Source organism: Pseudomonas uvaldensis, assembly GCF_021271205.1.
Lineage (GTDB): Bacteria > Pseudomonadota > Gammaproteobacteria > Pseudomonadales > Pseudomonadaceae > Aquipseudomonas > Aquipseudomonas uvaldensis.
The window spans coordinates 478,068-501,677 of record NZ_JAIWKS010000004.1 but is presented as its reverse complement, the minus strand read 5'-3'; the positions used below and the strand labels follow the sequence as shown (position 1 = coordinate 501,677).

Annotated in this window: 23 protein-coding genes and 1 other RNA gene; 19 read left to right on the top strand and 5 right to left on the bottom strand. The window is 62.0% G+C overall.

Annotated features, from left to right (window positions below):
• Positions 1 to 9 precede the first annotated feature (9 nt).
• From LCU97_RS11955 to LCU97_RS11945, 3 genes are all read left to right on the top strand, one after another.
• Complete coding sequence (locus tag LCU97_RS11955; protein ID WP_232776493.1) at positions 10 to 627, top strand: glutathione S-transferase N-terminal domain-containing protein; 618 nt, start codon at positions 10 to 12, stop codon at positions 625 to 627.
• Positions 628 to 643: 16 nt separating this feature from the next.
• Entirely contained in the window at positions 644 to 1,054 is a 411-nt protein-coding gene (locus LCU97_RS11950) for a ClpXP protease specificity-enhancing factor (protein ID WP_053146462.1), read from the top strand.
• Positions 1,055 to 1,824: 770 nt separating this feature from the next.
• Positions 1,825 to 2,184, top strand: a complete 360-nt coding sequence (locus LCU97_RS11945; protein ID WP_232776492.1) for a DUF6124 family protein — start codon at positions 1,825 to 1,827, stop codon at positions 2,182 to 2,184.
• 167 nt (positions 2,185 to 2,351) lie between these two features.
• Here the strand turns inward: LCU97_RS11945 and LCU97_RS11940 are convergent, their stop codons facing one another.
• From LCU97_RS11940 to LCU97_RS11920, 5 genes are all read right to left on the bottom strand, one after another.
• A complete protein-coding gene (locus LCU97_RS11940; RefSeq protein ID WP_232776491.1) occupies positions 2,352 to 2,516 on the bottom strand; it encodes a hypothetical protein in 165 nt (54 codons plus the stop codon).
• Positions 2,517 to 2,801: 285 nt separating this feature from the next.
• A complete protein-coding gene (locus LCU97_RS11935) occupies positions 2,802 to 3,380 on the bottom strand; it encodes a BON domain-containing protein (protein ID WP_053146456.1) in 579 nt (192 codons plus the stop codon).
• Complete coding sequence (locus LCU97_RS11930) at positions 3,377 to 3,970, bottom strand: phosphoheptose isomerase (protein ID WP_007928463.1); 594 nt, start codon at positions 3,968 to 3,970, stop codon at positions 3,377 to 3,379. The genes LCU97_RS11935 and LCU97_RS11930 overlap by 4 nt, the downstream gene beginning before the upstream one ends.
• Positions 3,971 to 4,064: 94 nt before the next feature.
• On the bottom strand, positions 4,065 to 4,427 hold the full coding sequence (locus LCU97_RS11925) for a YraN family protein (protein WP_053146454.1): 363 nt from the start codon (positions 4,425 to 4,427) through the stop codon (positions 4,065 to 4,067).
• Positions 4,427 to 6,238 (bottom strand): penicillin-binding protein activator, encoded by a 1,812-nt coding sequence (locus LCU97_RS11920; protein WP_053146451.1) that lies wholly within the window; start codon positions 6,236 to 6,238, stop codon positions 4,427 to 4,429. Before LCU97_RS11920 ends, LCU97_RS11925 begins: the two co-directional genes overlap by 1 nt.
• Before the next feature lie 177 nt (positions 6,239 to 6,415).
• Here LCU97_RS11920 and rsmI point away from each other — a divergent pair, with 177 nt between their 5' ends.
• From rsmI to ftsA, 16 genes are all read left to right on the top strand, one after another.
• Positions 6,416 to 7,321, top strand: a complete 906-nt coding sequence (gene rsmI, locus LCU97_RS11915) for a 16S rRNA (cytidine(1402)-2'-O)-methyltransferase (protein ID WP_232776490.1) — start codon at positions 6,416 to 6,418, stop codon at positions 7,319 to 7,321.
• Positions 7,322 to 7,395: 74 nt separating this feature from the next.
• Positions 7,396 to 7,749, top strand: an RNA gene (rnpB, locus tag LCU97_RS11910) — RNase P RNA component class A.
• 308 nt (positions 7,750 to 8,057) lie between these two features.
• Complete coding sequence (gene mraZ, locus LCU97_RS11905) at positions 8,058 to 8,513, top strand: division/cell wall cluster transcriptional repressor MraZ (protein WP_003205355.1); 456 nt, start codon at positions 8,058 to 8,060, stop codon at positions 8,511 to 8,513.
• Complete coding sequence (rsmH, locus tag LCU97_RS11900; RefSeq protein ID WP_408636377.1) at positions 8,510 to 9,457, top strand: 16S rRNA (cytosine(1402)-N(4))-methyltransferase RsmH; 948 nt, start codon at positions 8,510 to 8,512, stop codon at positions 9,455 to 9,457. The genes mraZ and rsmH overlap by 4 nt, the downstream gene beginning before the upstream one ends.
• A complete protein-coding gene (gene ftsL / locus LCU97_RS11895; RefSeq protein ID WP_053146444.1) occupies positions 9,454 to 9,747 on the top strand; it encodes a cell division protein FtsL in 294 nt (97 codons plus the stop codon). The genes rsmH and ftsL overlap by 4 nt, the downstream gene beginning before the upstream one ends.
• The gene (locus LCU97_RS11890) at positions 9,747 to 11,486 is read left to right on the top strand and encodes a peptidoglycan D,D-transpeptidase FtsI family protein (RefSeq protein WP_172679573.1); all 1,740 of its coding nucleotides are present in this window, start codon (positions 9,747 to 9,749) and stop codon (positions 11,484 to 11,486) included. The genes ftsL and LCU97_RS11890 overlap by 1 nt, the downstream gene beginning before the upstream one ends.
• The gene (locus LCU97_RS11885; RefSeq protein WP_053146438.1) at positions 11,486 to 12,949 is read left to right on the top strand and encodes a UDP-N-acetylmuramoyl-L-alanyl-D-glutamate--2,6-diaminopimelate ligase; all 1,464 of its coding nucleotides are present in this window, start codon (positions 11,486 to 11,488) and stop codon (positions 12,947 to 12,949) included. Before LCU97_RS11890 ends, LCU97_RS11885 begins: the two co-directional genes overlap by 1 nt.
• Positions 12,942 to 14,309 (top strand): UDP-N-acetylmuramoyl-tripeptide--D-alanyl-D-alanine ligase, encoded by a 1,368-nt coding sequence (locus LCU97_RS11880; protein ID WP_053146435.1) that lies wholly within the window; start codon positions 12,942 to 12,944, stop codon positions 14,307 to 14,309. Before LCU97_RS11885 ends, LCU97_RS11880 begins: the two co-directional genes overlap by 8 nt.
• Complete coding sequence (mraY, locus tag LCU97_RS11875; protein ID WP_053146432.1) at positions 14,309 to 15,391, top strand: phospho-N-acetylmuramoyl-pentapeptide-transferase; 1,083 nt, start codon at positions 14,309 to 14,311, stop codon at positions 15,389 to 15,391. The genes LCU97_RS11880 and mraY overlap by 1 nt, the downstream gene beginning before the upstream one ends.
• Before the next feature lie 5 nt (positions 15,392 to 15,396).
• Positions 15,397 to 16,743, top strand: a complete 1,347-nt coding sequence (gene murD / locus LCU97_RS11870) for a UDP-N-acetylmuramoyl-L-alanine--D-glutamate ligase (RefSeq protein ID WP_053146428.1) — start codon at positions 15,397 to 15,399, stop codon at positions 16,741 to 16,743.
• A complete protein-coding gene (gene ftsW, locus LCU97_RS11865) occupies positions 16,740 to 17,957 on the top strand; it encodes a putative lipid II flippase FtsW (RefSeq protein WP_232776489.1) in 1,218 nt (405 codons plus the stop codon). The genes murD and ftsW overlap by 4 nt, the downstream gene beginning before the upstream one ends.
• A complete protein-coding gene (gene murG / locus LCU97_RS11860; protein ID WP_053149745.1) occupies positions 17,947 to 19,017 on the top strand; it encodes an undecaprenyldiphospho-muramoylpentapeptide beta-N-acetylglucosaminyltransferase in 1,071 nt (356 codons plus the stop codon). The genes ftsW and murG overlap by 11 nt, the downstream gene beginning before the upstream one ends.
• Positions 19,010 to 20,470, top strand: a complete 1,461-nt coding sequence (gene murC / locus LCU97_RS11855; RefSeq protein WP_232776488.1) for a UDP-N-acetylmuramate--L-alanine ligase — start codon at positions 19,010 to 19,012, stop codon at positions 20,468 to 20,470. The genes murG and murC overlap by 8 nt, the downstream gene beginning before the upstream one ends.
• Positions 20,467 to 21,432, top strand: a complete 966-nt coding sequence (locus LCU97_RS11850; protein ID WP_053149742.1) for a D-alanine--D-alanine ligase — start codon at positions 20,467 to 20,469, stop codon at positions 21,430 to 21,432. The genes murC and LCU97_RS11850 overlap by 4 nt, the downstream gene beginning before the upstream one ends.
• A 3-nt stretch (positions 21,433 to 21,435) precedes the next feature.
• On the top strand, positions 21,436 to 22,302 hold the full coding sequence (locus LCU97_RS11845; protein ID WP_053149740.1) for a cell division protein FtsQ/DivIB: 867 nt from the start codon (positions 21,436 to 21,438) through the stop codon (positions 22,300 to 22,302).
• Between the two features lie 15 nt (positions 22,303 to 22,317).
• Positions 22,318 to 23,577, top strand: coding sequence for a cell division protein FtsA (gene ftsA / locus LCU97_RS11840; RefSeq protein ID WP_053149737.1), 1,260 nt, complete (start codon positions 22,318 to 22,320; stop codon positions 23,575 to 23,577).
• Positions 23,578 to 23,610 lie beyond the last annotated feature (33 nt).

Here is a 23,610-nt window from a genome sequence, read left to right as displayed (position 1 = left end):
AGGATCGCCATGGGCGTGACCAATCGGTTGGCCTGTTACTCCGACCCCGCCGACCACTATTCCCACCGGGTACGTATCGTACTGGCAGAGAAAGGTGTCAGCGCCGAGATCATTTACGTCGAGGCAGGCCGCCAACCGCCGAAGCTGATCGAAGTGAACCCTTATGGCAGCCTGCCCACGCTGGTCGACCGCGACCTGGCATTGTGGGAGTCGACCGTGGTGATGGAATATCTGGATGAGCGCTATCCGCATCCGCCCTTGCTGCCGGTGTACCCTGTCGCCCGAGCGAACAGTCGTTTGCTGATCCATCGCATTCAGCGCGACTGGTGCGGCCTGGTTGACCTGATCCTGGACCCGCGGTCCAAAGAGTCAGAGCGGGCAGTCGCACGCAAGGAGTTGCGCGAAAGCCTGACCGGCGTGTCGCCGCTGTTCATCGACAAGCCGTTTTTCCTCAGTGAGGAACAAAGTCTGGTGGATTGCTGCCTATTGCCCATACTCTGGCGTTTGCCGATCCTGGGTATCGAACTGCCGCGGCCCGCCAAGCCGCTGCTTGATTATATGGAGCGCCAATTTGCGCGTGAGACTTTCCAGGCGAGTCTGTCTGGTGTCGAACGCGACATGCGCTAAGGCTTAGGGAGCCGCTATGAACTCCAGTCGACCTTATCTGGTCCGCGCGCTCTACGAGTGGATTGTGGACAACGATTGCACCCCGCATATGCTGGTCAATGCCGAATACCCGTCGGTACAGGTGCCACAGGGGTTTGCCAGTGACGGGCAGATTGTCCTGAACGTTTCGCCGGCTGCCGTGCGCCATTTGCACATGGATAACGATGCCGTGAGCTTCGAAGGGCGTTTCGGTGGTGTGCCGCATACGCTGTATGTGCCTATTGCTTCGATCCTCGGGATCTATGCTCGGGAGAACGGGCAGGGCATGGTTTTCGAGCTTGAAACTCCGTTGGATGGCGAGGATGAGTACGAGGTGGATGATGATTTGCCGCCGGATGACGAGCCGCCGCGGCCTAGTGGGCGGCCTAGTCTTAAGGTAGTGAAGTAGGGATTGAGGGCATATCCATTCCTGCGGTAACGGCTGCTTACGGTTCCGCCCTGACGGCGGGTTACTTTTGGCAAACGCCCCAAAAGTAACCAAAAGGTCTGTGCCCCACCACTGGGCACCTCGCTTACGCGAGGTGTTCCCTCACTCCGGCATTGCTCCGTGGGCCCGCCGCGAAGGGCCATCCATGGCCCAGCGCGGCTAACCCGGCATCCATGCCGGGTTGCCCACTACGCAACGCCTGCGTTCGGCCCTTGTGGTTAACGGGGCGTCCAAGATCAAAAGCCAAAGCCAAAGCCAAAGCGAGGCGGCCTGACGGCCGACCTGACTCTTCCGGTCCTGACCCGATCAAACTGTGGGAGCGAGCCTGCTCGCGATGGCGGCCTAACAGCTGACGCATCTCTCAGGGCTGTTCCCCTATGCCTTGAGATAAATGTTCAACCTGATCATTTTGCCCGCGCAACCCCACACATCCTTGCGCCTTTGCCTACAACTACGCCAGAATCCGCCCGCTTGTGCGCCTTGTCCCTGGGTTCTATTGTCTTGCCTGCCACTGCTCATCAGTGGTCGGGTTTAGTAGCCCGGTAATTGCAACGGTTGCATGAGTCTCATCAGTCAGGCCTTCGCCTGCACCTGATGGTGGCTGTGCGCATGGCGCCTTCGGGCGCGCCGGGTTTTCCGTTGCCTTACCGGTCTACTAACTTGCGCACAGCTGCCTCCTTTCGTTTAGTAGCGAGACGGTAGCTGCCTACTGAACTTAAGGGAACGTAAAAATGTACAAAATAACTCCGAATCCCCCAGAAGCAGACTCCACCGCTCAATCCGCAAAATCCAAAGACAAGCAGCAAGACAAAACCACCAAACGCGTGCTCGATCACTATTTGCTGCCGAAGCCGGATAAATCCCAAGGCGAACCAAAACCGGGCCAGGTATTCACCGTTGTAAAAGGCCTCGACAACGAATGCCTGCTCGCCAATCTGAGCGAAACCCTGTCCTCGGCGGACGCCATGGTCAACGATCTCGCATTTGATCTGGACGGTTCACGGCGTCATTTGGCGCTGGGTATCCAGCAACTGATAGAACTGAGTTCATTACTGGCGAACCAGATGCTGGATAACGTTGACCCACGATAGTCATTAACAACAAAGGACGTTTGCGCCAAGCCCCGGCCTTCTGTGGGAGCGAGCCTGCTCGCGATGGCGTCAAGTCAGCAGCATCGATGTTGGCTGATACACCGCAATCGCGAGCAGGCTCGCTCCCACAGTTGGATTGAAGTACAGCCGGAGATACAGGCCAGCCGTCAGGCCGCCTCGCTTTCGCTCTGGCTTTTGCTTTTGCTTTTGCTTTTGCTTTTGCTTTTGATCTTGATCTTGATCTTGGACGCCCCGTTAACCACAAGGGCCGAACGCAGGCATTGCGTAGTGGGTATCCCGGCATGGATGCCGGGATAGCCGCGCTGGGCCATGGATGGCCCTTCGCGGCGGGCCCACGGAGCAATGCCGGAGTGAGGGAACACCTCGCCTTGGCGAGGTGCCCAGTGGTGGGGCAAAGCGCTTTTGGTTACTTTTGGCGCTTTCCAAAAGTGACCCGCCGTAAGGGCGGAACCCTAAGTAGCCGTTACCAAAGAAACGGATATGCACACAAAAAACGGCACTTCCCCATCTGAAGAAGTACCGTTTTTCAGCCAAGCCAAGCCAAGCCAAGCCAAGCCAAGCCAAGCCAAGCGCAGCATCAAGAACCGCAACTACCCTCAGTCAATATACTCAAACAACTTCACGATCTTCTGCACCCCGGAAACCCCCTGCACCAGATTGGTCGCCTGGGCGGCCTCCTGCTTGGTCAGCAGACCCAGCAGATAGACGATGCCATTCTCCGTCACAACCTTGATTCGCGAACCCGGAATGCTGGGATCGGTGAGCATCTGGGTCTTGATCTTGGTGGTCAGCCAGGCATCGTTCTGGCGCGCCAGCAGAGAGGAGGGCTGCAACACCTGCAATTCGTTATGCACGGTCTTGACCCGTTGTACGGCGCTGGCAGCCTGCTCGGCCTTGGCCTTGAGGTCTTCCCGTGGGGTCTGGCCGGCCAGCAGCACGACACCGTTGAAGCTGGTAACGACGATGTGAGAGTTGTTGTCCAGGGCCGGGTCGGCCTTGGCGATGTTCACGCCGGCCTTGGTTTCGATCAGGGAGTCGTCGATCTTGCTGCCGAAGGTGCGGGTGCCGCGGTCGTCTTCGATCGGCGCTTCCCGGCTGGCGTTAACCACCGAGGTGCAGCCGCTGATGCCGAGGCACAGGGTCAGGGCCAGAAGGCCCGCGCGATTAGGGGTCATTCTTCACTCCCGAACAGTTGGCTGTCGATCAAGTCGCAAAGACAGTGGATCGCCAGCAGGTGGACTTCCTGGATACGTGCGGTGACGTTGGCCGGCACGCGAATCTCGACGTCTTCAGGCAACAGCAATGAGGCCATGCCGCCGCCATCGCGCCCGGTCAATGCTACGACAATCATTTCGCGATCATGTGCGGCCTGGATCGCCTGAATAATATTGGCCGAGTTGCCGCTGGTGGAAATCGCCAGCAGTACATCGCCGGGCTGGCCCAGGGCGCGAATCTGTTTGGAGAAGACTTCGTTGTAGCTGTAGTCATTGGCGATCGAGGTGATCGTCGAGCTGTCCGTGGTCAGTGCGATGGCGGGCAGGCTCGGACGCTCGCGCTCGAAGCGGTTGAGCAGCTCGGACGAGAAGTGCTGGGCATCGCCGGCGGAGCCGCCGTTGCCGCACGATAGCATCTTGCCCTCGTTGAGCAGGGCATTGACCATCACTTGGCTGGCTTGCTCGATGTGCGGTGCAAGTACGTCCATCGCCTGCTGCTTGGTGTCGATACTGGCCTGGAAAAGCTGGCGGATTCGCGATTGCATGTCCATCTGTGTGACCTTAAGTAGCGCGGCTTATCGGCACAGGCATGTGCGGCGCGCAAAGCAAAGAGCAAAAATTGGGTAAAAGGGTCCGGCCCGCCGTTCAACCGTCGAAGGCGTTCTGCAGCCAGTTCAACTGATCGGCGTTGCTGTCGATGGCAACTACATCGAAGCGGCAGGGGTGATCGGCCCAGCGAGATTCGCTTTGCAGAAAATACTGCGCGGCAAAAATCAGCTTCTGGCGTTTGCGCGAGTCGATGCTGTCGAGGGCGCCACCCCATTGGGTATTTTTTCTGTAGCGGACTTCGACAAATACTACTGTATCGCCGTCAAGCATGACCAGATCAAGCTCGCCGCGTTTACACAGCCAGTTCTGCGCCACCAGACGCAGACCCTGTTGCTGGAGGTGCGCGAGGGCCAGGCCCTCGGCATCCCGTCCGCTCTGCTGGCGCGATCGCTCGGGCATCAGCGCTGGGTGTCCGGCAGGCGCTGCACCTGTCCGTTGACGAACTCGGCCCAAGGCAATTGCCGCTGGACGCGCTGGGATTGCGATACGGCCAGGCTGCCCGACAAGCCTTCGATACGGCTGTCCGGCAAAGTCTTGAGCTGACCCAGGCGGGGGGCCAGGCGGTAGGCGTCCGCGCCCATCGCGTACAACCGGCCCAGGCTGCCACCGGCCTGAGGCCACTGGGCGCTGACCTGCTGGCGCAGCGGGTCGTTGGCATCGAGCAGCCAAGGGGTTTCGCAGAAGCGAATCCCGTTCATGTCGTTGTACTGGTTCTGGTCACCGCTGGCGCTGAACACCGAAGAAGTCGCATAGACCGGTACGTCGCCGGCGTATTGGAAATTCAGGGTCGGCTTGATCTGCTGAGCCTGTTGCGGAGTCGACGCCAGGAAGATGAATTCGATGTCCTGGCGGCGGGACGGCTGGGCTGCAACCGTGGTGCCTACGGTGTTCTGCAGGCTCTTGGCGCGAGCCTCGCTCTGGCGCAGTTGGAACATGTCGGCGATTTGTTGCGCCAGTTGCACCGGCTGGTCGACACGCTCGATGGCGATGATCGTGCCGCCGTTGGCCTGCCAGTCCTGGCTGAAGGCTTTCAGGACGCGATCACCCCATTCGCCCTTTGGCACCATGACGGCTGCGCGATGCAGGCCATCGGCGCGTGCGCGACGAGCGACTTCGCGGGCTTCGTCCTCGGGCGCCAGGCCGAACTGGAAGAGTTGGGGTGGGCCTTGTTCACCTTCGCTGTAGTTCAGCGCCAGGGTGGTGATCGGCAGCTGCGGGCGCGTGCTGATCTGCTTGACCAGCGGTTTTTCCAGCGGTCCGACCACCAGCTGCACGCCATCGGCCTGGGCCTTGCGGTAGAAGTCGTCCATGGAGGTCAGGCTGGAGCTGTCGTAGAACTGGATGCTCGGCGGCTTCTGCCCGGCCTGTTGAGCCTGGTAGTGCGCGGCAATGAAGCCTTCGCGCAGGGCCTTGGCAACTGAGGCCAGTTGGCCGTTCTGAGGCAGTAGCAGGGCGATCTTGCTCAGCGGCTGGCTTGCCAGCTCCTTGAGCTTGACCAGGGGCGTCGGCAGTTGGATCGCGGCCGGATGCTTGGGGTTCTGTTCGCGCCAGCTGTCGATGGCGGCCTGTTGCTGTTCCAGGGTGCCGGCGGTTTTCACTGCGCGGGCCAGGCTCAGCCAGCCGCCGAGATCGTCGGTGGTGGTCGGTTGCAGCTGGTCGGTAGGCAGGGAGGCGATCAGGGACCAGATCGCTTCATGGTTTTTCGCTGCCGCTTCTTTTTCAAGCAGCGGCGCGATGAAGATTCGCTCCTTGGCAGCCGCCAGCGTCTGGCCATCGGCCTCGAGGGCGCGGGCACGGATGGTTCCGGTGCGGACCTGCTGCTCCACCGGCATCTCGCTCAAGTGTTGCAGGCTAGGGTGGCTCAGGGCGGTCAGGGCCGCCTTGGGCTGGTTGCGCGTCATGGCCAGTTCCGCCGACAGCGTGCTGGCGAAGATCTGCTGGCCGGGCTTGAGCTGCTCCATCGGCACCTGTTGCAGGATCTGTGCGGATTGGCCGGCATTGCCCTGGCGGTAGGCCAGGTCGGCGGCGCTCAGGCGCAGCAGGGCGGCTTTTTCCGGCGTTTTGCTTTGGGCGGCCTGTTCGAGCAGTTGCTCGATACTGGCATCCGGGGTCCGTGGAAGCTCGCCAAGACTGGACGAGGGCGAGCTGGCGCAGGCCGCCAGGAGGGCAGCGAGGCAGAGAGCGGAAAACAGCCGCAGACAAGCGATCATGTAAATGTTCCTGATACGAGATCAAATTAGCGTCGAATTGTACCCAAGCACCGGCCGGGGTGCGATGTCAGTGGCGTGAATCGAACGATTTAGGTATTTCAAATGTTGCGGTGCAGCACAAAAGGCCGGCATGCAACACCGCGCTACAAACAGCCGCGATGTCCGCTACGCGCTACAATGGCGGTTTTCACCGATCATGAGGTATGCGCTTTGACTGCTCCAGGTGCTTTGAATTCCGCCGCCGGCTCGCTTTATGTGGTGGCGACGCCCATCGGCAACCTGGACGATATCAGCGCCCGGGCGTTGAAGATTCTTCGGGAGGTTGCCTTGATCGCCGCCGAAGACACCCGTCACTCCCAGCGCTTGCTGCAGCATTTCGGTATCTCCACTGCGCTGGCGGCCTGCCACGAACATAACGAGCGGGACGAGGGTAGCCGGTTTATCACTCGCCTGCTGGCGGGCGAAAACGTCGCGCTGATCTCCGACGCGGGCACGCCGCTGATTTCCGATCCGGGCTACCATTTGGTGCGCCAGGCCCGGGCGGCCGGTATCGACGTGGTGCCTGTGCCGGGGGCTTGCGCCCTGATCGCAGCGTTGTCCGCGGCCGGCTTGCCATCGGACCGTTTCATTTTCGAAGGTTTCCTGCCAGCCAAGGCCGTGGGGCGCCGGGCACGCCTGGAGGCTATAAAGGAAGAGCCTCGCACATTGATCTTCTATGAGGCGCCGCATCGCATCCTGGAATGCCTGCAGGACATGGAGCAGGTGTTCGGCCCGGAGCGTCCGGCACTGCTGGCCCGCGAGTTGACCAAGACCTTCGAAACCCTCAAGGGCCTGCCGTTGGCGCAGTTGCGTGCCTTCGTCGAGAGCGACAGCAACCAGCAGCGCGGCGAGTGTGTCGTGTTGGTGGCGGGCTGGGCGGCGCCGGAAAATGACGAGGCTGTCAGCGGCGAAGCGATGCGCATCCTGGACCTGCTGCTCGAGGAAATGCCACTCAAGCGCGCCGCCGCGCTTGCAGCGCAGATCACCGGCGAGCGCAAGAATGTGTTGTATCAGGTCGCGCTGGACAAACAGAAGGCCCGGTAAAACCGGACAGATGAAGTGGCCAAAGGCTTTTAGCGCTTGTCCTTCGGGCGCTCTGCCGTTAACCTTCGCGGCGGAGAGTCGATCGGACAGTCGCTGCCTTCCATGAAAATTGGAAGGGGGAGGAAAGTCCGGGCTCCATAGGGCGAAGTGCCAGGTAATGCCTGGGAGGCGCGAGCCTACGGAAAGTGCCACAGAAAATAACCGCCTAAGCGCTTCGGCGCCGGTAAGGGTGAAAAGGTGCGGTAAGAGCGCACCGCACGGCTGGCAACAGTTCGTGGCTAGGTAAACCCCACTTGGAGCAAGACCAAATAGGGTCCCAAGGCGTGGCCCGCGCTGGGACCGGGTAGGTTGCTAAAGATGTCCAGTGATGGCCATCGTAGACGAATGACTGTTCAAGACAGAACCCGGCTTACAGATCGACTCTCCACCTTATTCCCTCCTTGCCAGAATCGCTGGCAGCAGCAATTCCTAAGACCAAAAAAATCTTACTCTTAACAAATCACTTTAACTTGTGAGCGCAGCTTCCTGTGTTCATTTGAGTTGTGGTGAAAAATCCTACGCCAGATTCCCGTTGGTCTCCAAAAAACGCTCCTAAATCTCCGATCTATAAGGCTTTTCCTTCAATACGCGCCTTGACGGTGCGGTGGGCGCATTCCTATAGTGTGCGCAAGTGGAGGAAAGTGGCATGAAGTGGGTTTTTTGAGCGTAAAACGCTAAATTTTGGAGAAACGCTGACGTGTTTCGCGGAGCTAACGCCATCAGTCTCGATGCTAAGGGCCGTCTCGCTATGCCGAGCCGGTATCGTGACGAGCTCGTTTCGCGTAGTTCCGGTCAATTAATCGTCACAATCGATGCCGTTGACCCATGCCTGTGTGTTTACCCGCTCGATGAGTGGGAGATCATCGAAACCAAACTGCGCGCGCTGCCTTCGCTACGAGAAGAAAACCGTCGTTTGCAACGTCTGCTGATCGGTAATGCCGTTGACCTGGAGCTCGACGGCAGTGGCCGTTTTCTGGTTCCGCCGCGCCTGCGCGAGTACGCGAAGCTGGACAAGCGCGCGATGCTGGTGGGCCAACTGAACAAGTTCCAGCTGTGGGACGAAGATGCCTGGAATGCGGTTTCCGCCGCGGACCTGGCTGCTATTCAACAACCGGGTGCCATGCCCGATGAACTGCGTGATCTGATCCTGTGACTATTGATAGCGGCTTCAAACACATCACCGTACTGCTTGACGAGGCCGTCGAGGCACTCGCCGTACGTCCTGATGGCTGCTATCTGGACGGCACGTTCGGGCGCGGCGGCCACAGCCGGCTCATCCTCAGCCAGCTCGGTCCGGACGGCCGGCTGCTGGGGTTCGACAAGGATCCTCAAGCGATTGCCACCGGGCAAGCGCTGGCGGCCGAAGACGGCCGCTTTGTCGTTGTGCAGCGCAGCTTTGCAGAGCTGGGTTCTGAAGTCGCCGAGCGTGGCCTGGCCGGCAAGATCAGTGGTGTCCTGCTCGACCTGGGCGTGTCTTCGCCGCAACTGGACGACCCTGAGCGTGGTTTCAGTTTTCTCAACGATGGCCCGCTGGATATGCGCATGGACCCGTCCCGTGGTATCAGTGCGGCCGAGTTCGTCAACACCGCCCCGGTGGAAGAAATTGCCCGTGTATTCAAGGAATACGGTGAAGAACGTTTCTCCGGGCGCATGGCGCGCGCCGTGGTCGAGCGTCGTGACGTCAAGCCATTCGAGCGCACCGGCGACCTGGCCGAGGTGCTGAAAGTCGCCAACCCGGCATGGGAAAAGGGCAAGAACCCTGCGACCCGTGCTTTCCAAGGGCTGCGTATCCACGTCAATAACGAACTGGGCGATCTCGAAACCGGCCTCGAAGCAGCGCTCGACGCGCTGGAGATCGGCGGTCGCCTGGTGGTGATCAGCTTCCATTCCCTGGAAGACCGTATCGTCAAGCTGTTCATGCGCAAGCTGACCAAGGGGGAAGCCGATAACCTGCCGCGTAACCTGCCGGTGCGGTTCGAAGCCTTCGTACCGAAGATCAAGATCCACGGCAAGGCACAGTTCGCCTCCGAGGCTGAACTCAAGGCCAATCCGCGCGCCCGTAGCGCGGTCATGCGTGTCGCGGAGAAGTTGCGGTGAGCCGGCTCTTCGCCAAGCCCCTGCCAGGCGGCAGCTTTTTTATGCTGTTGCTGTTTATCGGCGTGCTCGTGTCGGCTATCGCCGTGTCTTACAGCGCCCACTGGAACCGGCAGTTGCTCAATACCCTTTACAACGAGCTGAGCGTGCGCGACAAGGCGCAGGCCGAATGGGGCCGGCTGATCCTGGAGCAGAGCACCTGGACGGCCCACAGTCGTATCGAAGTGCTGGCCACCGAACAACTGAAAATGCGCATCCCGGGCGCTGCCGAAGTGCAGATGGTGGCGCCATGATGAAGCTCGAAGGGGCACTGTTCCCGTGGCGGTTCCGTCTGGTCCTTGGATTGCTCGGGATCATGGTGGCTGCTATTTCGTGGCGTATCATCGACCTGCAGGTCGTCGACCGTGATTTCCTCAAGGGGCAAGGCGACGCCCGCAGTGTGCGTCATATTCCGATTCCGGCTCACCGTGGCCTGATCACCGACCGCAATGGTGAACCCCTGGCCGTGAGTACACCGGTGACCACTTTGTGGGCCAACGCCAAGGAAATGCAGTTGGCCAAGGACAAGTGGCCCGCCTTGGCGGCCGCCCTCGGACAGGATCCCAAGGCGTTGGCCGAGCGCCTCGAAGCTCAGGCCAATAAGGAATTCATCTATCTGGTTCGCGGCCTGACGCCGGAACAGGGCCAGAGCGTGCTCGACCTGAAGGTGCCCGGCGTCTATGGCATCGAGGAATTCCGGCGTTTCTATCCGGCGGGAGAGGTCACGGCCCACATGGTCGGGTTTACCGACATTGACGATCGAGGCAGGGAAGGCGTCGAACTGGCCTACGACGAATGGCTCGCCGGGGTCGCCGGTAAGCGACAAGTCATCAAGGATCGGCGCGGCAGGCTGATCAAGGATGTCCAGGTCACCAAAAACGCCAAGGCCGGAAAGCCCTTGGCGTTGTCCATTGATCTACGCCTGCAGTACCTGGCCAACCGCGAGTTGCGCAATGCCATCGTCGAGAACGGTGCGAAGGCTGGCAGCCTGGTGATCATGGACGTGAAGACTGGCGAAATCCTCGCCATGGTCAACCAGCCGACCTACAACCCGAACAACCGTCGCAACCTGCAACCGGCGATGATGCGTAACCGTGCAATGATCGATGTGTTCGAGCCCGGTTCCACCATGAAGGCCGTGTCCATGGCTGCCGCCCTGGAGACCGGACGCTGGAAGCCGAGCGACACGGTCGAGGTGTATCCGGGGACTTTGCAGATCGGCAAATACACCATTCGTGACGTCTCCAAGACCGAAGGGCCGGTGCTCGACCTGACCGGTATTCTGATCAATTCCAGTAACGTCGGCATGAGCAAGATCGCCTTCGACATCGGCGGCGAAACGATCTACCGACTGGCCCAGAAGATCGGCCTCGGCCAGGACACCGGCCTGGGGTTCCCGGGCGAGCGGGTTGGCAATCTGCCGAACTACAGGGAATGGCGCAAGGCTGAAACGGCCACGCTGTCCTACGGCTACGGTGTTTCCGTGACGGCGATCCAGCTGGTACACGCGTTTTCGGCGTTGGCGAACAACGGTCGTATTGCACCGCTGACCCTGATCAAAACCGACAAACCGCCGCAGACGACCCAAGTAATACCGGAGAATGTCGCCAAGACCATGCAGGGCATGCTGCAGCAGGTGATCGAGGCGCCGCGTGGGGTTTATCGCGCCCAGGTGCCGGCCTATCACGTCGCGGGCAAGTCGGGTACGGCCCGCAAGACCTCCGTGGGCACCAAGGGCTACGCCGAGAATTCCTATCGTTCGCTGTTTGCCGGCTTCGGTCCGATGAGCGATCCGCGCTACGCCATCGTGGTGGTCATCGACGAACCGAGCAAGGCTGGCTATTTCGGTGGCCTGGTATCGGCGCCGGTCTTCAGCAAGGTCATGTCCGGCACCCTGCGCCTGATGAACATTACGCCGGATAACCTGCCGCCGACCCAACAGGCGAGCACCGCACCGGTCGTCCCCTTGAAAGCCGATGGAGGGCGTGGCTGATGTCCCTGAGCCTGAACAAGATATTCGCCCACGCCGGTCACGATCTGCTGATTCGCGAGCTGGCCCTCGACAGTCGCAATGTGCGCGCCGGGGATCTGTTCCTGGCCGTGCCGGGTGGCCGCTTCGATGGCCGTGCCCACATCGCCGACGCCTTGCAGCGCGGCGCGGCCGCCGTGGCCTATGAGGTGGAAGGCGCAACCGTGTTGCCGATCACCGATGTTCCGCTGATTCCGGTCAAGGGGCTTGCGGCGCAGTTGTCGGACATTGCCGGGCGTTTCTATGGCGAGCCGAGTCGCCACCTGAACCTGATTGGCGTGACCGGCACCAACGGCAAGACCAGTGTCACCCAGCTTGTGGCCCAGGCATTGGACCTGTTGGGCCAGCACTGCGGCATTGTCGGGACGCTGGGCAACGGTTTTCATGGCGCGCTGGAAAGCGGCTCGCACACGACGCCGAACCCGATTGCCGTTCAGGCGACCCTGGCCGATCTGAAGAAGGCCGGTGCCAAGGCCGTTGCAATGGAAGTTTCCTCCCACGGCCTGGACCAGGGGCGCGTGAGCGCGCTGGCGTTCGATGTCGCCGTGTTGACTAACCTGTCCCGCGACCACCTGGATTATCACGGCACCATGCAGGCTTATGGCGAAGCCAAGGCCAAGCTGTTTGCCTGGAATGACTTGAAGTGCAGGGTCATCAACCTCGATGACGAATTCGGCCGGCGATTGGCCGCCGATAAACGTGAGTCCCGGTTGATCACCTACAGCCTGGAAGATGCCAGTGCCTACCTTTATGTACGCCAGGCGCAATTCGATGACGAAGGCGTGCGCGCCACGCTGGTCACCCCCCAGGGCGAACACCATCTGCGCAGCACTTTGCTGGGCCGCTTCAACCTGAGCAACGTGTTGGCTGCCATCGGCGCCTTGCTCGGCCTGGATTATCCGCTGGATGAAATCCTCAAGGTCCTGCCGAAGCTCGAAGGTCCGTCCGGCCGCATGCAGCGCCTGGGCGGCGGGACTCAACCGCTGGTGGTCGTCGATTACGCCCATACCCCGGATGCCCTGGAAAAAGTCCTGTTGGCCCTTCGGCCCCATGCCAAGGGCAAGCTGCTGTGCCTGTTCGGCTGCGGTGGCGATCGCGATCGTGGCAAGCGTCCGCTCATGGCCGAGGTGGTGGAGCGCTTGGCCGACGGTGTGCTGGTCACCGACGACAATCCGCGCACCGAAGATCCGCTGCGGATTTTCGACGATATCCGCGCCGGTTTCTCCGACGTGGAGAACGTGACGTTCGTGGCTGGTCGCGGCCAGGCGATTGCCCAGCTGATCGCCGGCGCATCGGCCGACGATGTCATCGTCCTGGCTGGCAAGGGCCACGAGGACTATCAAGAGATCAACGGCGAACGCCATGCGTTCTCCGACCTGGTGGAAGCCGATCATGCCCTGACCGCGTGGGAGGTGGCTCATGCTTAAGGCCTTGAAACTCAGCGAGCTGAGCAACGCCCTGAATGCGCGCCTCGTTGCGGCTGACGCCAGTTTCGACGGGGTCAGCATCGACAGCCGGGCCATTTCTGCGGGTCAATTATTCGTCGCCCTGGCCGGGCCGCGTTTTGATGGCCACGATTACCTCAACGAAGTGGCCGCCAAAGGCGCGGTCGCTGCGCTGGTCGAGCGGGAAGTGAGCAACAGCACGTTGCCGCAGTTGCTGGTCAATGACACCCGCCAGGCCCTCGGCCGGCTGGGCGCATTGAATCGTGCGGCGTTCGACAAGCCGGTCGCCGCGATCACCGGCTCCAGTGGCAAGACCACCGTCAAGGAAATGCTCGCCAGCATCCTGCGCACCCGCGGTCCGGTTCTGGCAACCCGTGGCAACCTGAACAACGACCTCGGCGTGCCGCTGACTTTGTTGGAGCTGGCTGCGGAACACACCGCTGCCGTTATTGAACTCGGTGCGTCGCGGCTCGGCGAGATCGCCTACACCGTGGGCCTGACCAAACCTCACGTAGCTGTGCTCAACAACGCCGGCACCGCCCACGTCGGCGAGTTCGGCGGACCGGAAAAAATCGTCGAGGCCAAGGGCGAGATCATCGAGGGGCTGGATGCCGATGGCATCGCCGTGCTGAATCTCGACGACAAGGCATTCGATATCTGGAAGGCCCGGGCGGGCGAGCGCAAGGTGTTGACCTTCGCCCTGAGCAATCTCGCCGCGAATTTCTACGCCAGCGACCTGGATCGCGATGCCCGCGGTTGCCCGGCGTTCAATCTGCACAGCCCGGACGGTGCGGAGCGGGTCCAATTGAACCTGCTCGGCACCCATAACGTCGCCAATGCCCTGGCCGCAGCGGCTGCCGCCCACGCACTGGGCGTGTCGTTGGCCAACATCGTCGCCGGGCTGAACGCGGTGCAACCGGTCAAGGGACGCAGTGTTGCCCAGCTGGCCACCAACGGCATGCGGGTGATCGACGACACGTACAACGCCAACCCGACTTCCATGTGCGCAGCGGTGGATATCCTGGCCGGCTTTTCCGGTCGGACTGTGCTGGTCCTTGGGGACATCGGCGAGCTGGGCGAGTGGGCGCAACAGGGGCATCACGACGTCGGGGCCTATGCCCGTGGCAAGGTCGACGCGCTGTATGCCGTCGGCCCGATGATGGCTCATGCCGTCGCCGCGTTCGGCGAGCACGCCCAGCATTTCACCACTCAGGCCGAGCTGATCCAGGCCCTGGGTGCCGAGCAAGACCCGAACACCACTTTATTGATCAAGGGCTCTCGTAGCGCAGCGATGGAAAACATCGTCGCGGCGCTGTGCGGCACCCGTACGGAGACACATTAATGCTGCTGCTGCTAGCGGAGTACCTGCAACAGTTCCACAAAGGCTTCGCGGTCTTCCAGTACCTGACCCTGCGCGGGATCCTGGGTGTGCTGACCGCGTTGTCGTTGTCGCTGTTCCTGGGCCCGTGGATGATTCGTACCCTGCAGAACCTGCAGATCGGCCAGGCAGTGCGTAATGACGGCCCGCAGTCGCATCTGTCCAAGTCCGGCACCCCGACCATGGGCGGTGCACTGATCCTGTCTTCCATCGGCATCAGCACTTTGCTCTGGGCCGATCTGGCGAACCGCTACGTCTGGGTCGTGCTGCTGGTGACCCTGCTGTTCGGTGCCATCGGCTGGGTTGACGATTACCGCAAGGTCATCGAGAAGAATTCGCGAGGTCTGCCGAGCCGCTGGAAATACTTCTGGCAGTCGGTGTTCGGCCTGTGTGCCGCGATCTTTCTCTACAAGACCGCTGCTTCGCCGGTAGAGACCACCCTGATCCTGCCAATGCTCAAGGACTACAGCATCCCGTTGGGCGCCGGCTTCATCGTATTGACCTACCTGGTGATCGTCGGTTCGAGCAACGCAGTCAACCTCACCGACGGCCTCGATGGCCTGGCAATCATGCCGACGGTCATGGTTGGCGGCGCACTGGGGATCTTCTGCTACCTGTCGGGTAACGTGAAGTTCGCCGAGTACCTGCTGATCCCTTACGTGCCGGGCGCGGGTGAGCTGATCGTGTTCTGCGGCGCACTGATCGGCGCGGGCCTGGGGTTCCTGTGGTTCAACACCTACCCGGCGCAGGTCTTCATGGGCGATGTCGGGGCGCTGGCGCTGGGCGCGGCCCTGGGCACCATCGCCGTCATCGTTCGTCAGGAGATCGTCCTGTTCATCATGGGCGGCGTGTTCGTGATGGAAACCCTGTCAGTCGTCATTCAGGTTGCTTCCTTTAAATTGACCGGCCGCCGCGTATTCCGCATGGCGCCGATCCACCACCACTTTGAACTCAAGGGCTGGCCCGAGCCACGTGTGATCGTCCGATTCTGGATCATCACCGTGATTCTGGTGCTGATCGGCCTTGCCACCCTGAAGCTGAGGTAGAACGAGTGTCCCTGATCGCTTCTGACCACTTCCGCATCGTTGTCGGCCTCGGCAAGAGCGGCATGTCCCTGGTTCGCTTCCTGGCGAACCGGGGTGTGTCGTTTGCCGTGGCCGATACGCGGGAAAATCCGCCTGAGCTTGCGACGCTGCGTCGCGACTATCCGCAGGTGGACGTGCGTTGTGGCGAGCTGGACGTCGAGTTCCTGTGCCGCGCCGATGAGCTCTACGTGAGCCCCGGCCTGGCCCTGGCGACGCCGGCCCTGCAGGCGGCCGCGGCCCGCGGCGTGAAATTGTCCGGTGACGTCGAGCTGTTCGCCCGCAACGCCAAGGCCCCGATCGTTGCCATCAGCGGTTCCAATGCGAAAAGCACCGTTACCACCCTGGTGGGCGAGATGGCCGCGGCCGCGGGTAAGCGGGTTGCCGTCGGTGGCAACCTGGGGACTCCGGCACTGGACCTGCTCAGCGACGACGTCGAGCTGTATGTGATGGAGCTGTCCAGCTTCCAGCTTGAAACCACCGATCATCTGGGCGCCGAAGTGGCGACCGTGCTCAACATCAGCGAAGACCACATGGACCGCTACAGCGGCCTGCCGGCTTATCACCTGGCCAAGCACCGGATCTTCCGGGGCGCCCGGCAGGTGGTGTTCAACCGTCAGGATGCCCTGACCCGGCCGTTGCTGAGCGAAGGTCTGCCGTGCTGGTCCTTCGGCTTGGGCGTACCGGATTTCAAGGGCTTCGGGTTGCGGGAAGAGAACGGCGAAAAATACCTGGCTTTCGAATTCCAGAACCTGATGCCTGTGCGTGAGTTGAAGATCCGCGGTGCCCATAACCAGGCCAATGCCCTGGCGGCCCTGGCCCTGGGGCATGCGGTCGGCCTGCCGTTCGACGCCATGCTCTCGGCCCTGCGTACTTTCGCCGGTCTTGAACACCGCTGCCAGTGGGTGCGCGACCTCGATGGCGTGGCCTGGTACAACGATTCCAAGGCCACCAATGTCGGCGCCGCGCTGGCCGCCATCGAAGGCCTGGGTGCGGATATTCAGGGCAAACTCGTTTTGATCGCCGGAGGCGACGGCAAGGGCGCCGACTTCAAGGACCTGCGTGGTCCGGTGGCGGCCAACTGCCGCGCCGTGGTGCTGATGGGCCGTGACCGCGAACTGATCGCCCAGGCGCTCGGCGATGCCGTGCCGCTGGTGCGCGTGGCTTCGCTGGACGAAGCCGTGCAGCAATGTCGCGCCCTGGCTCAACCGGGCGATGCCGTCCTGTTGTCGCCGGCCTGTGCCAGCTTCGACATGTTCAAGAACTACGAAGAGCGCGGGCAGCTGTTCGCTCGGGCGACGGAGGACTTGGCATGAGCCTCATGAATATCATCAAGCCGTACCCGTCGCCGTTGATCACCGGACGTGGCATCGACCTGGATTTCCCGATGCTTGCCGGATGTCTGGCGCTGCTGGGCCTGGGCCTGGTAATGATCACCTCCGCGTCGTCGGAAGTGGCGGCCGTGCAGTCGGGCAACACCCTTTATCACATGATCCGACACCTGATTTACCTGGTGATCGGCCTGGGTGCGTGTGTTGTCACCATGATGATACCGATCGCCACCTGGCAACGCCTGGGCTGGATGATGCTGCTCGGTGCCTTCGGCCTGTTGGTCATGGTGCTGGTTCCGGGTATCGGTCGCGAAGTGAACGGCTCGATGCGCTGGATCGGCTTCAGCTTCTTCAACGTGCAGCCTTCGGAAATCGCCAAGGTTTTCGTGGTGATCTTCCTGGCCGGCTACCTGGTGCGGCGCCAGAAGGAAGTGCGCGAGAGCTGGATGGGCTTCTTCAAGCCGTTCATCGTCCTGCTGCCCATGGCGGGCCTGTTGCTGATGGAGCCGGACTTCGGCGCCACGGTGGTAATGATGGGCGCGGCGGCGGCGATGCTGTTCCTGGGCGGCGTCGGGCTGTTCCGCTTCATCCTGATGGTGGCCCTGGCCGTGGCGGCCGTGACCGTGCTTGTGCAGGCGCAACCGTACCGGATGGCGCGCCTGATCACTTTCACCGACCCGTGGGCCGACCAGTTCGGTTCCGGCTATCAACTGACCCAGGCACTGATCGCGTTCGGGCGTGGCGAATGGCTGGGTGTCGGCCTGGGCAACAGCGTGCAGAAACAGTTCTACCTGCCGGAAGCCCACACCGACTTCGTGTTTTCGGTGTTGGCCGAAGAGCTTGGCGTCGTTGGGTCGTTGTGCACGCTGGCCCTGTTCGTCTTCGTCTGCGTGCGCGGCATGTACATCGGTCTGTGGGCGGAGAAGGCCAAGCAATTCTTCGCAGCCTACGTGGCGTATGGCCTGTCGTTCCTTTGGATCGGCCAGTTCCTGATCAACATCGGCGTGAACGTCGGCCTGCTGCCGACCAAGGGGCTGACGTTGCCGTTCCTCAGTTACGGCGGCAGTTCCCTGGTGATCTGCTGTGCCTGCCTCGGTTTGTTGCTGCGCATCGAATGGGAGAGTCGAACCCACCTGGGCAGCGAAGAGATGGAGTTCCATGAGAGCGACTTTGCCGAGGAGCCGATCCATGGGCGCTAACGTGCTGATCATGGCGGGTGGCACCGGCGGGCATGTGTTCCCGGCGCTGGCCTGTGCCCGGGAGTTCCAGGCACGGGGCTACACCGTGCACTGGCTGGGTACGCCTCGGGGTATCGAAAACGAACTGGTGCCCGGCGCGGGCCTGGAACTGCACCGGATCGAGGCCAGCGGCCTGCGGGGCAAAGGCAAGTTGTCGTTGCTCAAGGCGCCACTGATGTTGCTCAAGTCGGTTTGGCAGGCCCGGACGATCATCCGTCGGCTGCGGCCGGTGTGCGTGGTGGGGTTTGGCGGTTATGTGACCGGTCCTGGCGGGGTTGCGGCGAAACTGGCCGGCGTGCCGGTGATCGTTCATGAGCAGAACGCCGTGGCCGGTACCGCCAATCGGTTACTGGTGCCGTTGGCCGCCCGGGTCTGTGAAGCCTTTCCCGACACCTTTACCCTGTCGGGCAGCCGGCGCACCACCGGTAATCCGGTGCGTACCGAGCTGTTTCTCGATACACCGCGCCCGGCCCTGGCCGGACGCAAGGCACGTCTGCTGGTCCTGGGCGGAAGCCTGGGAGCGGAGCCGTTGAACAAATTGCTGCCCGAAGCCTTGTCGCAGGTCGCCCCCGATCTGCGGCCGGAAGTGTTTCATCAGGCTGGCAAGAACCACGATGAAGTGACCGCCGAGCGCTACCGCGCCGTCGGCGTCGAGGCGCAAGTACAGCCTTTCATCAAAGACATGGCCCAAGCCTATGGCTGGGCCGACCTGGTGATCTGTCGCGCAGGCGCGCTGACCATCAGTGAACTGGCTGCCGCCGGTCTGCCCTCGATGCTGGTGCCTTTGCCCCATGCCATCGACGACCACCAGACCCGCAACGCCGATTATTTGGCCCGCGAAGGCGCTGCCTTCCTGATGCCGCAAAGAACGACGGGCGCCGCGGACCTCGCCGCCCGCCTGACAGAGGTTTTGATGCAGCCGCAACGACTTGAAGACATGGCCCGCGCCGCCCGCCGCCTGGCCAAACCCGACGCTACGGCCCAAGTGGTCGATACCTGCCTGGAGGTGGCCCATGGTTGAGAATCGCAAAGCCATGCCGCAGCCGGAAATGCGCCGTATTCGCCGCATCCACTTCGTCGGTATTGGCGGCGTGGGCATGTGCGGGATCGCTGAAGTGCTGCTGAACCTGGGCTATCAGGTCTCGGGTTCTGACCTGAAGGCATCTCCAGTCACCGAGCGCCTGGAATCGTTCGGCGCGAAGATCTTCATCGGTCACCGTGCCGAGAACGCTGCCAACGCTGATGTACTGGTGGTTTCCAGCGCTGTGAACACGTCCAACCCGGAAGTCGCTACCGCCCTGGAGCGCCGCATTCCGGTAGTGCCGCGAGCCGAGATGCTGGCCGAGCTGATGCGCTACCGTCACGGCATCGCCGTGGCCGGTACCCATGGCAAGACCACCACCACCAGCCTGATCGCCTCGGTGTTCGCCGCCGGCGGCCTGGACCCGACTTTCGTGATCGGTGGTCGTCTCAATGCTGCGGGCACCAATGCCCAGTTGGGCACCAGCCGCTACCTCATCGCCGAAGCCGACGAAAGCGATGCGAGTTTCCTGCACTTGCAACCGCTGGTGGCCGTGGTCACCAATATCGATGCCGACCACATGGCGACCTACGACGGTGACTTCAACAAGCTGAAGAAAACCTTCGTCGAGTTTCTCCACAACCTGCCGTTCTACGGGCTGGCGGTGGTGTGCCTGGACGACCCGGTGGTGCGCGAGATTCTGCCATCGATCAAGCGTCCGACCGTGACCTATGGGTTCGGCGAAGAAGCCGACGTACGCGCCATCAATGTACGCCAGCAGGGCATGCAGACCTTCTTCACCGTGCTGCGCCCCGACCGCGAACCATTGGATGTGTCGGTGAACATGCCGGGCAATCACAACGTGCTGAACGCGCTGGCGACTATTTGCATCGCTACCGACGAAGGCGTCAGCGACGAAGCCATTGTCCAGGGCCTGTCGGGGTTCCAGGGGGTCGGCCGACGCTTCCAGGTCTATGGCGAACTGCCGGTGGATGGCGGCAACGTGATGCTGGTGGACGACTACGGCCACCATCCGACCGAAGTCGCGGCGGTGATCAAGGCCGTGCGCGGTGGCTGGCCGGAGCGGCGCCTGGTGATGGTCTACCAGCCGCACCGCTACAGCCGTACCCGCGACCTGTACGACGATTTCGTCCAGGTGCTGGCCGATGCCAACGTGCTGCTGTTGATGGAAGTCTATCCGGCCGGCGAAGAGCCGATTCCCGGTGCCGACAGCCGCCAGTTGTGCCACAGCATCCGTCAACGCGGCCAATTGGACCCGATCTACATCGAGCGCGGTGTGGACCTGGCGCCGCTGGTCAAGCCGCTGCTGCGCGCCGGTGACATCCTGCTGTGCCAGGGCGCCGGCGACATCGGCGGGCTCGCTCCGAAACTGTTGAAAAGTCCGTTATTCGCCGGGGCCATCGTGGCGCCCAGCGAGGGGAAACTGAAATGACTGCTGCCTACGCCAACCTGGTCTCGACCCTTGACCCGAAAGCCTTCGGCCGTGTCGCCGTGCTGTTCGGCGGCAAGAGTGCCGAGCGCGAGGTTTCCCTCAAGTCCGGCAAAGCCGTACTCGAAGCCCTGCAAAGCGCTGGTGTCGATGCGTTCGGCATCGACGTGGGCGACGACTTCCTGCAACGCCTGCTGAGCGAAAAGATCGACCGCGCGTTCATCATTCTCCACGGCCGCGGCGGTGAAGACGGCAGCATGCAGGGCCTGCTCGAATGCCTGGGTATTCCTTACACCGGTAGCGGCATCCTGGCCTCGGCCCTGGCGATGGACAAGCTGCGCACCAAGCAGGTCTGGCATAGCCTTGGCATTCCGACGCCGCGTCATGCCGTGCTGGCGAGCGAGGCCGATTGTATTTCGGCGGCCACGGAACTGGGCTTCCCTTTGATCGTCAAACCGGCCCATGAAGGTTCAAGTATCGGCATGGCGAAAGTGAATTCGTTGCCTGAGTTGACCGCGGCATGGAAAGACGCCAGTTCCTATGATTCGCAAGTGTTGGTCGAGCAGTGGATCACCGGTCCAGAGTTCACCATCGCCATTCTGCGTGACCAGGTGTTGCCCCCGATTGCGCTGGGCACCCCGCACACGTTCTACGACTACGACGCCAAGTACCTGGCCAACGATACCCAGTATCGGATCCCCTGTGGCCTGGACAGCACCAAGGAAAAAGAACTGATGGACCTCACGGCCAAGGCCTGTGAGGCGTTGGGTATCGCCGGCTGGGCAAGGGCGGACGTGATGCAGGACGCCGACGGGCAGTTCTGGTTCCTGGAGGTCAATACCGCCCCGGGCATGACCGATCACAGCCTGGTACCGATGGCGGCCCGCGCCGCCGGTCTGGATTTCCAGCAACTGGTGCTGTCGATCCTGGCGGCCAGTGTCGGCTCTCAAGAGCCAAGAGGTTAAGCCATGCAAGGCGCATCGCTTCGTCATCAGCCCTCCGCACCCGGTCGCAAGCCGGTGCCCCGGGGTGCCAGCCGAATGGTGGCCAAGGAGCCGATGTCGGCGCGCCTGCCGAAAGCCAATTTTGGTTTTCTCAAGAGCCTGTTCTGGCCGGTGATGCTGGTGGCAGTGGGGTTCGGTACGTACGAAGGCGCCCAGCGGTTATTGCCTTATGCGGACCGGCCGATTGCGCGGATCAACGTTCAGGGTGACCTGAGCTATATCAGCCAGCAGGCGGTGCAGCAGCGGATCGCCCCGTTCGTGGCGTCCAGCTTCTTCACCATCGACCTGGCGGGCATGCGCACGGAACTGGAGCAGATGCCCTGGATTGCTCACGCCGAGGTCCGTCGAGTATGGCCTGACCAGGTGTCGATTCGCCTGGAAGAGCAATTGCCGGTGGCCCGTTGGGGCGATGAGTCGCTGCTGAACAACCAGGGCCAGGCGTTTACCCCGCGGGAACTGGCCAACTATGAACATTTACCACAACTGTTCGGTCCACAGCGGGCCCAGCAGCAAGTGATGCAGCAGTACCAGGTGCTGAGCCAGATGTTGCGGCCATTGGGCTTCTCCATCGCGCGCCTGGAACTGCGCGAGCGCGGCAGCTGGTTCCTGACCACTGGCGCGGGTAGCTCGGGACCGGGCATCGAGCTGTTGCTCGGTCGCGGCAACCTGGTGGAAAAGATGCGCCGCTTCATCGCCATCTATGACAAGACGCTCAAAGAACAGATTACGAACATCGCGCGCATCGATCTGCGCTACGCCAACGGCTTGGCCGTCGGCTGGCGGGAACCTGTAGCGCCCACGACGGCCGAACCCGCCGTCGCGAAGAATTAAGAAGAGGCAGGACCCATGGCAAACGTGCAAAGCGGAAAAATGATCGTCGGGCTGGATATCGGCACTTCCAAGGTGGTTGCGCTGGTAGGTGAGGTCGCGGACGACGGCACGCTGGTCATCGTCGGGATCGGTACTCACCCGTCCCGCGGCTTGAAGAAAGGCGTGGTGGTGAACATCGAGTCCACCGTGCAATCGATCCAGCGCGCCATCGAAGAAGCGCAATTGATGGCCGGTTGCCGGATTCACTCGGCGTTCGTCGGCGTGGCGGGCAATCACATCCGCAGCCTGAACTCCCACGGCATCGTGGCGATCCGTGATCGCGAAGTCAGCTCCGCCGACCTCGAGCGCGTGCTCGACGCGGCCCAGGCCGTGGCGATCCCGGCCGACCAGCGCGTGCTGCACACCCTGCCGCAGGATTATGTGATCGATAACCAGGAAGGCGTGCGCGAGCCCCTGGGCATGTCCGGTGTGCGCTTGGAAGCCAAGGTCCACGTGGTGACCTGCGCCGTGAACGCTGCGCAGAACATCGAGAAATGCGTGCGCCGCTGCGGCCTGGAAATCGACGACATCATCCTCGAACAACTGGCCTCGGCCTACTCGGTGCTGACCGACGACGAGAAAGAACTGGGCGTATGCCTGGTGGACATCGGTGGAGGTACCACCGACATCGCGATCTTCACCGAGGGCGCCATCCGCCACACGGCGGTGATCCCGATTGCCGGCGACCAGGTGACCAACGACATCGCCATGGCATTGCGCACCCCGACCCAGTACGCCGAGGAAATCAAGATCCGCTACGCCTGCGCCCTGGCGAAACTGGCCGGTGCCGGTGAAACCATCAAGGTGCCCAGCGTTGGCGACCGTCCGCCGCGTGAGCTGTCGCGCCAGGCCCTGGCCGAAGTGGTCGAGCCGCGTTACGACGAGTTGTTCACCTTGATCCAGGCCGAGCTGCGTCGCAGCGGCTACGAAGACCTGATCCCGGCCGGCATCGTGCTGACCGGTGGTACGTCGAAGATGGAAGGCGCGGTCGAGCTGGCCGAAGAAATATTCCACATGCCGGTGCGCCTGGGCGTTCCCCATGGCATCAAGGGCCTGGACGACGTGGTGCGCAACCCGATTTATTCCACAGGCGTGGGCCTGTTGATGTACGGCTTGCAGAAACAGTCCGACGGGATCTCGTTCTCGGGGATAGGCAGCCGCGACAGCTACAGCAGCGACGAGCCGAAGGCTCCGCTGTTCGAGCGGCTCCAGGCATGGGTCAAAGGCAATTTCTGATACAGGTTCAAAGCTTCAGGCACCGGGTTTCAA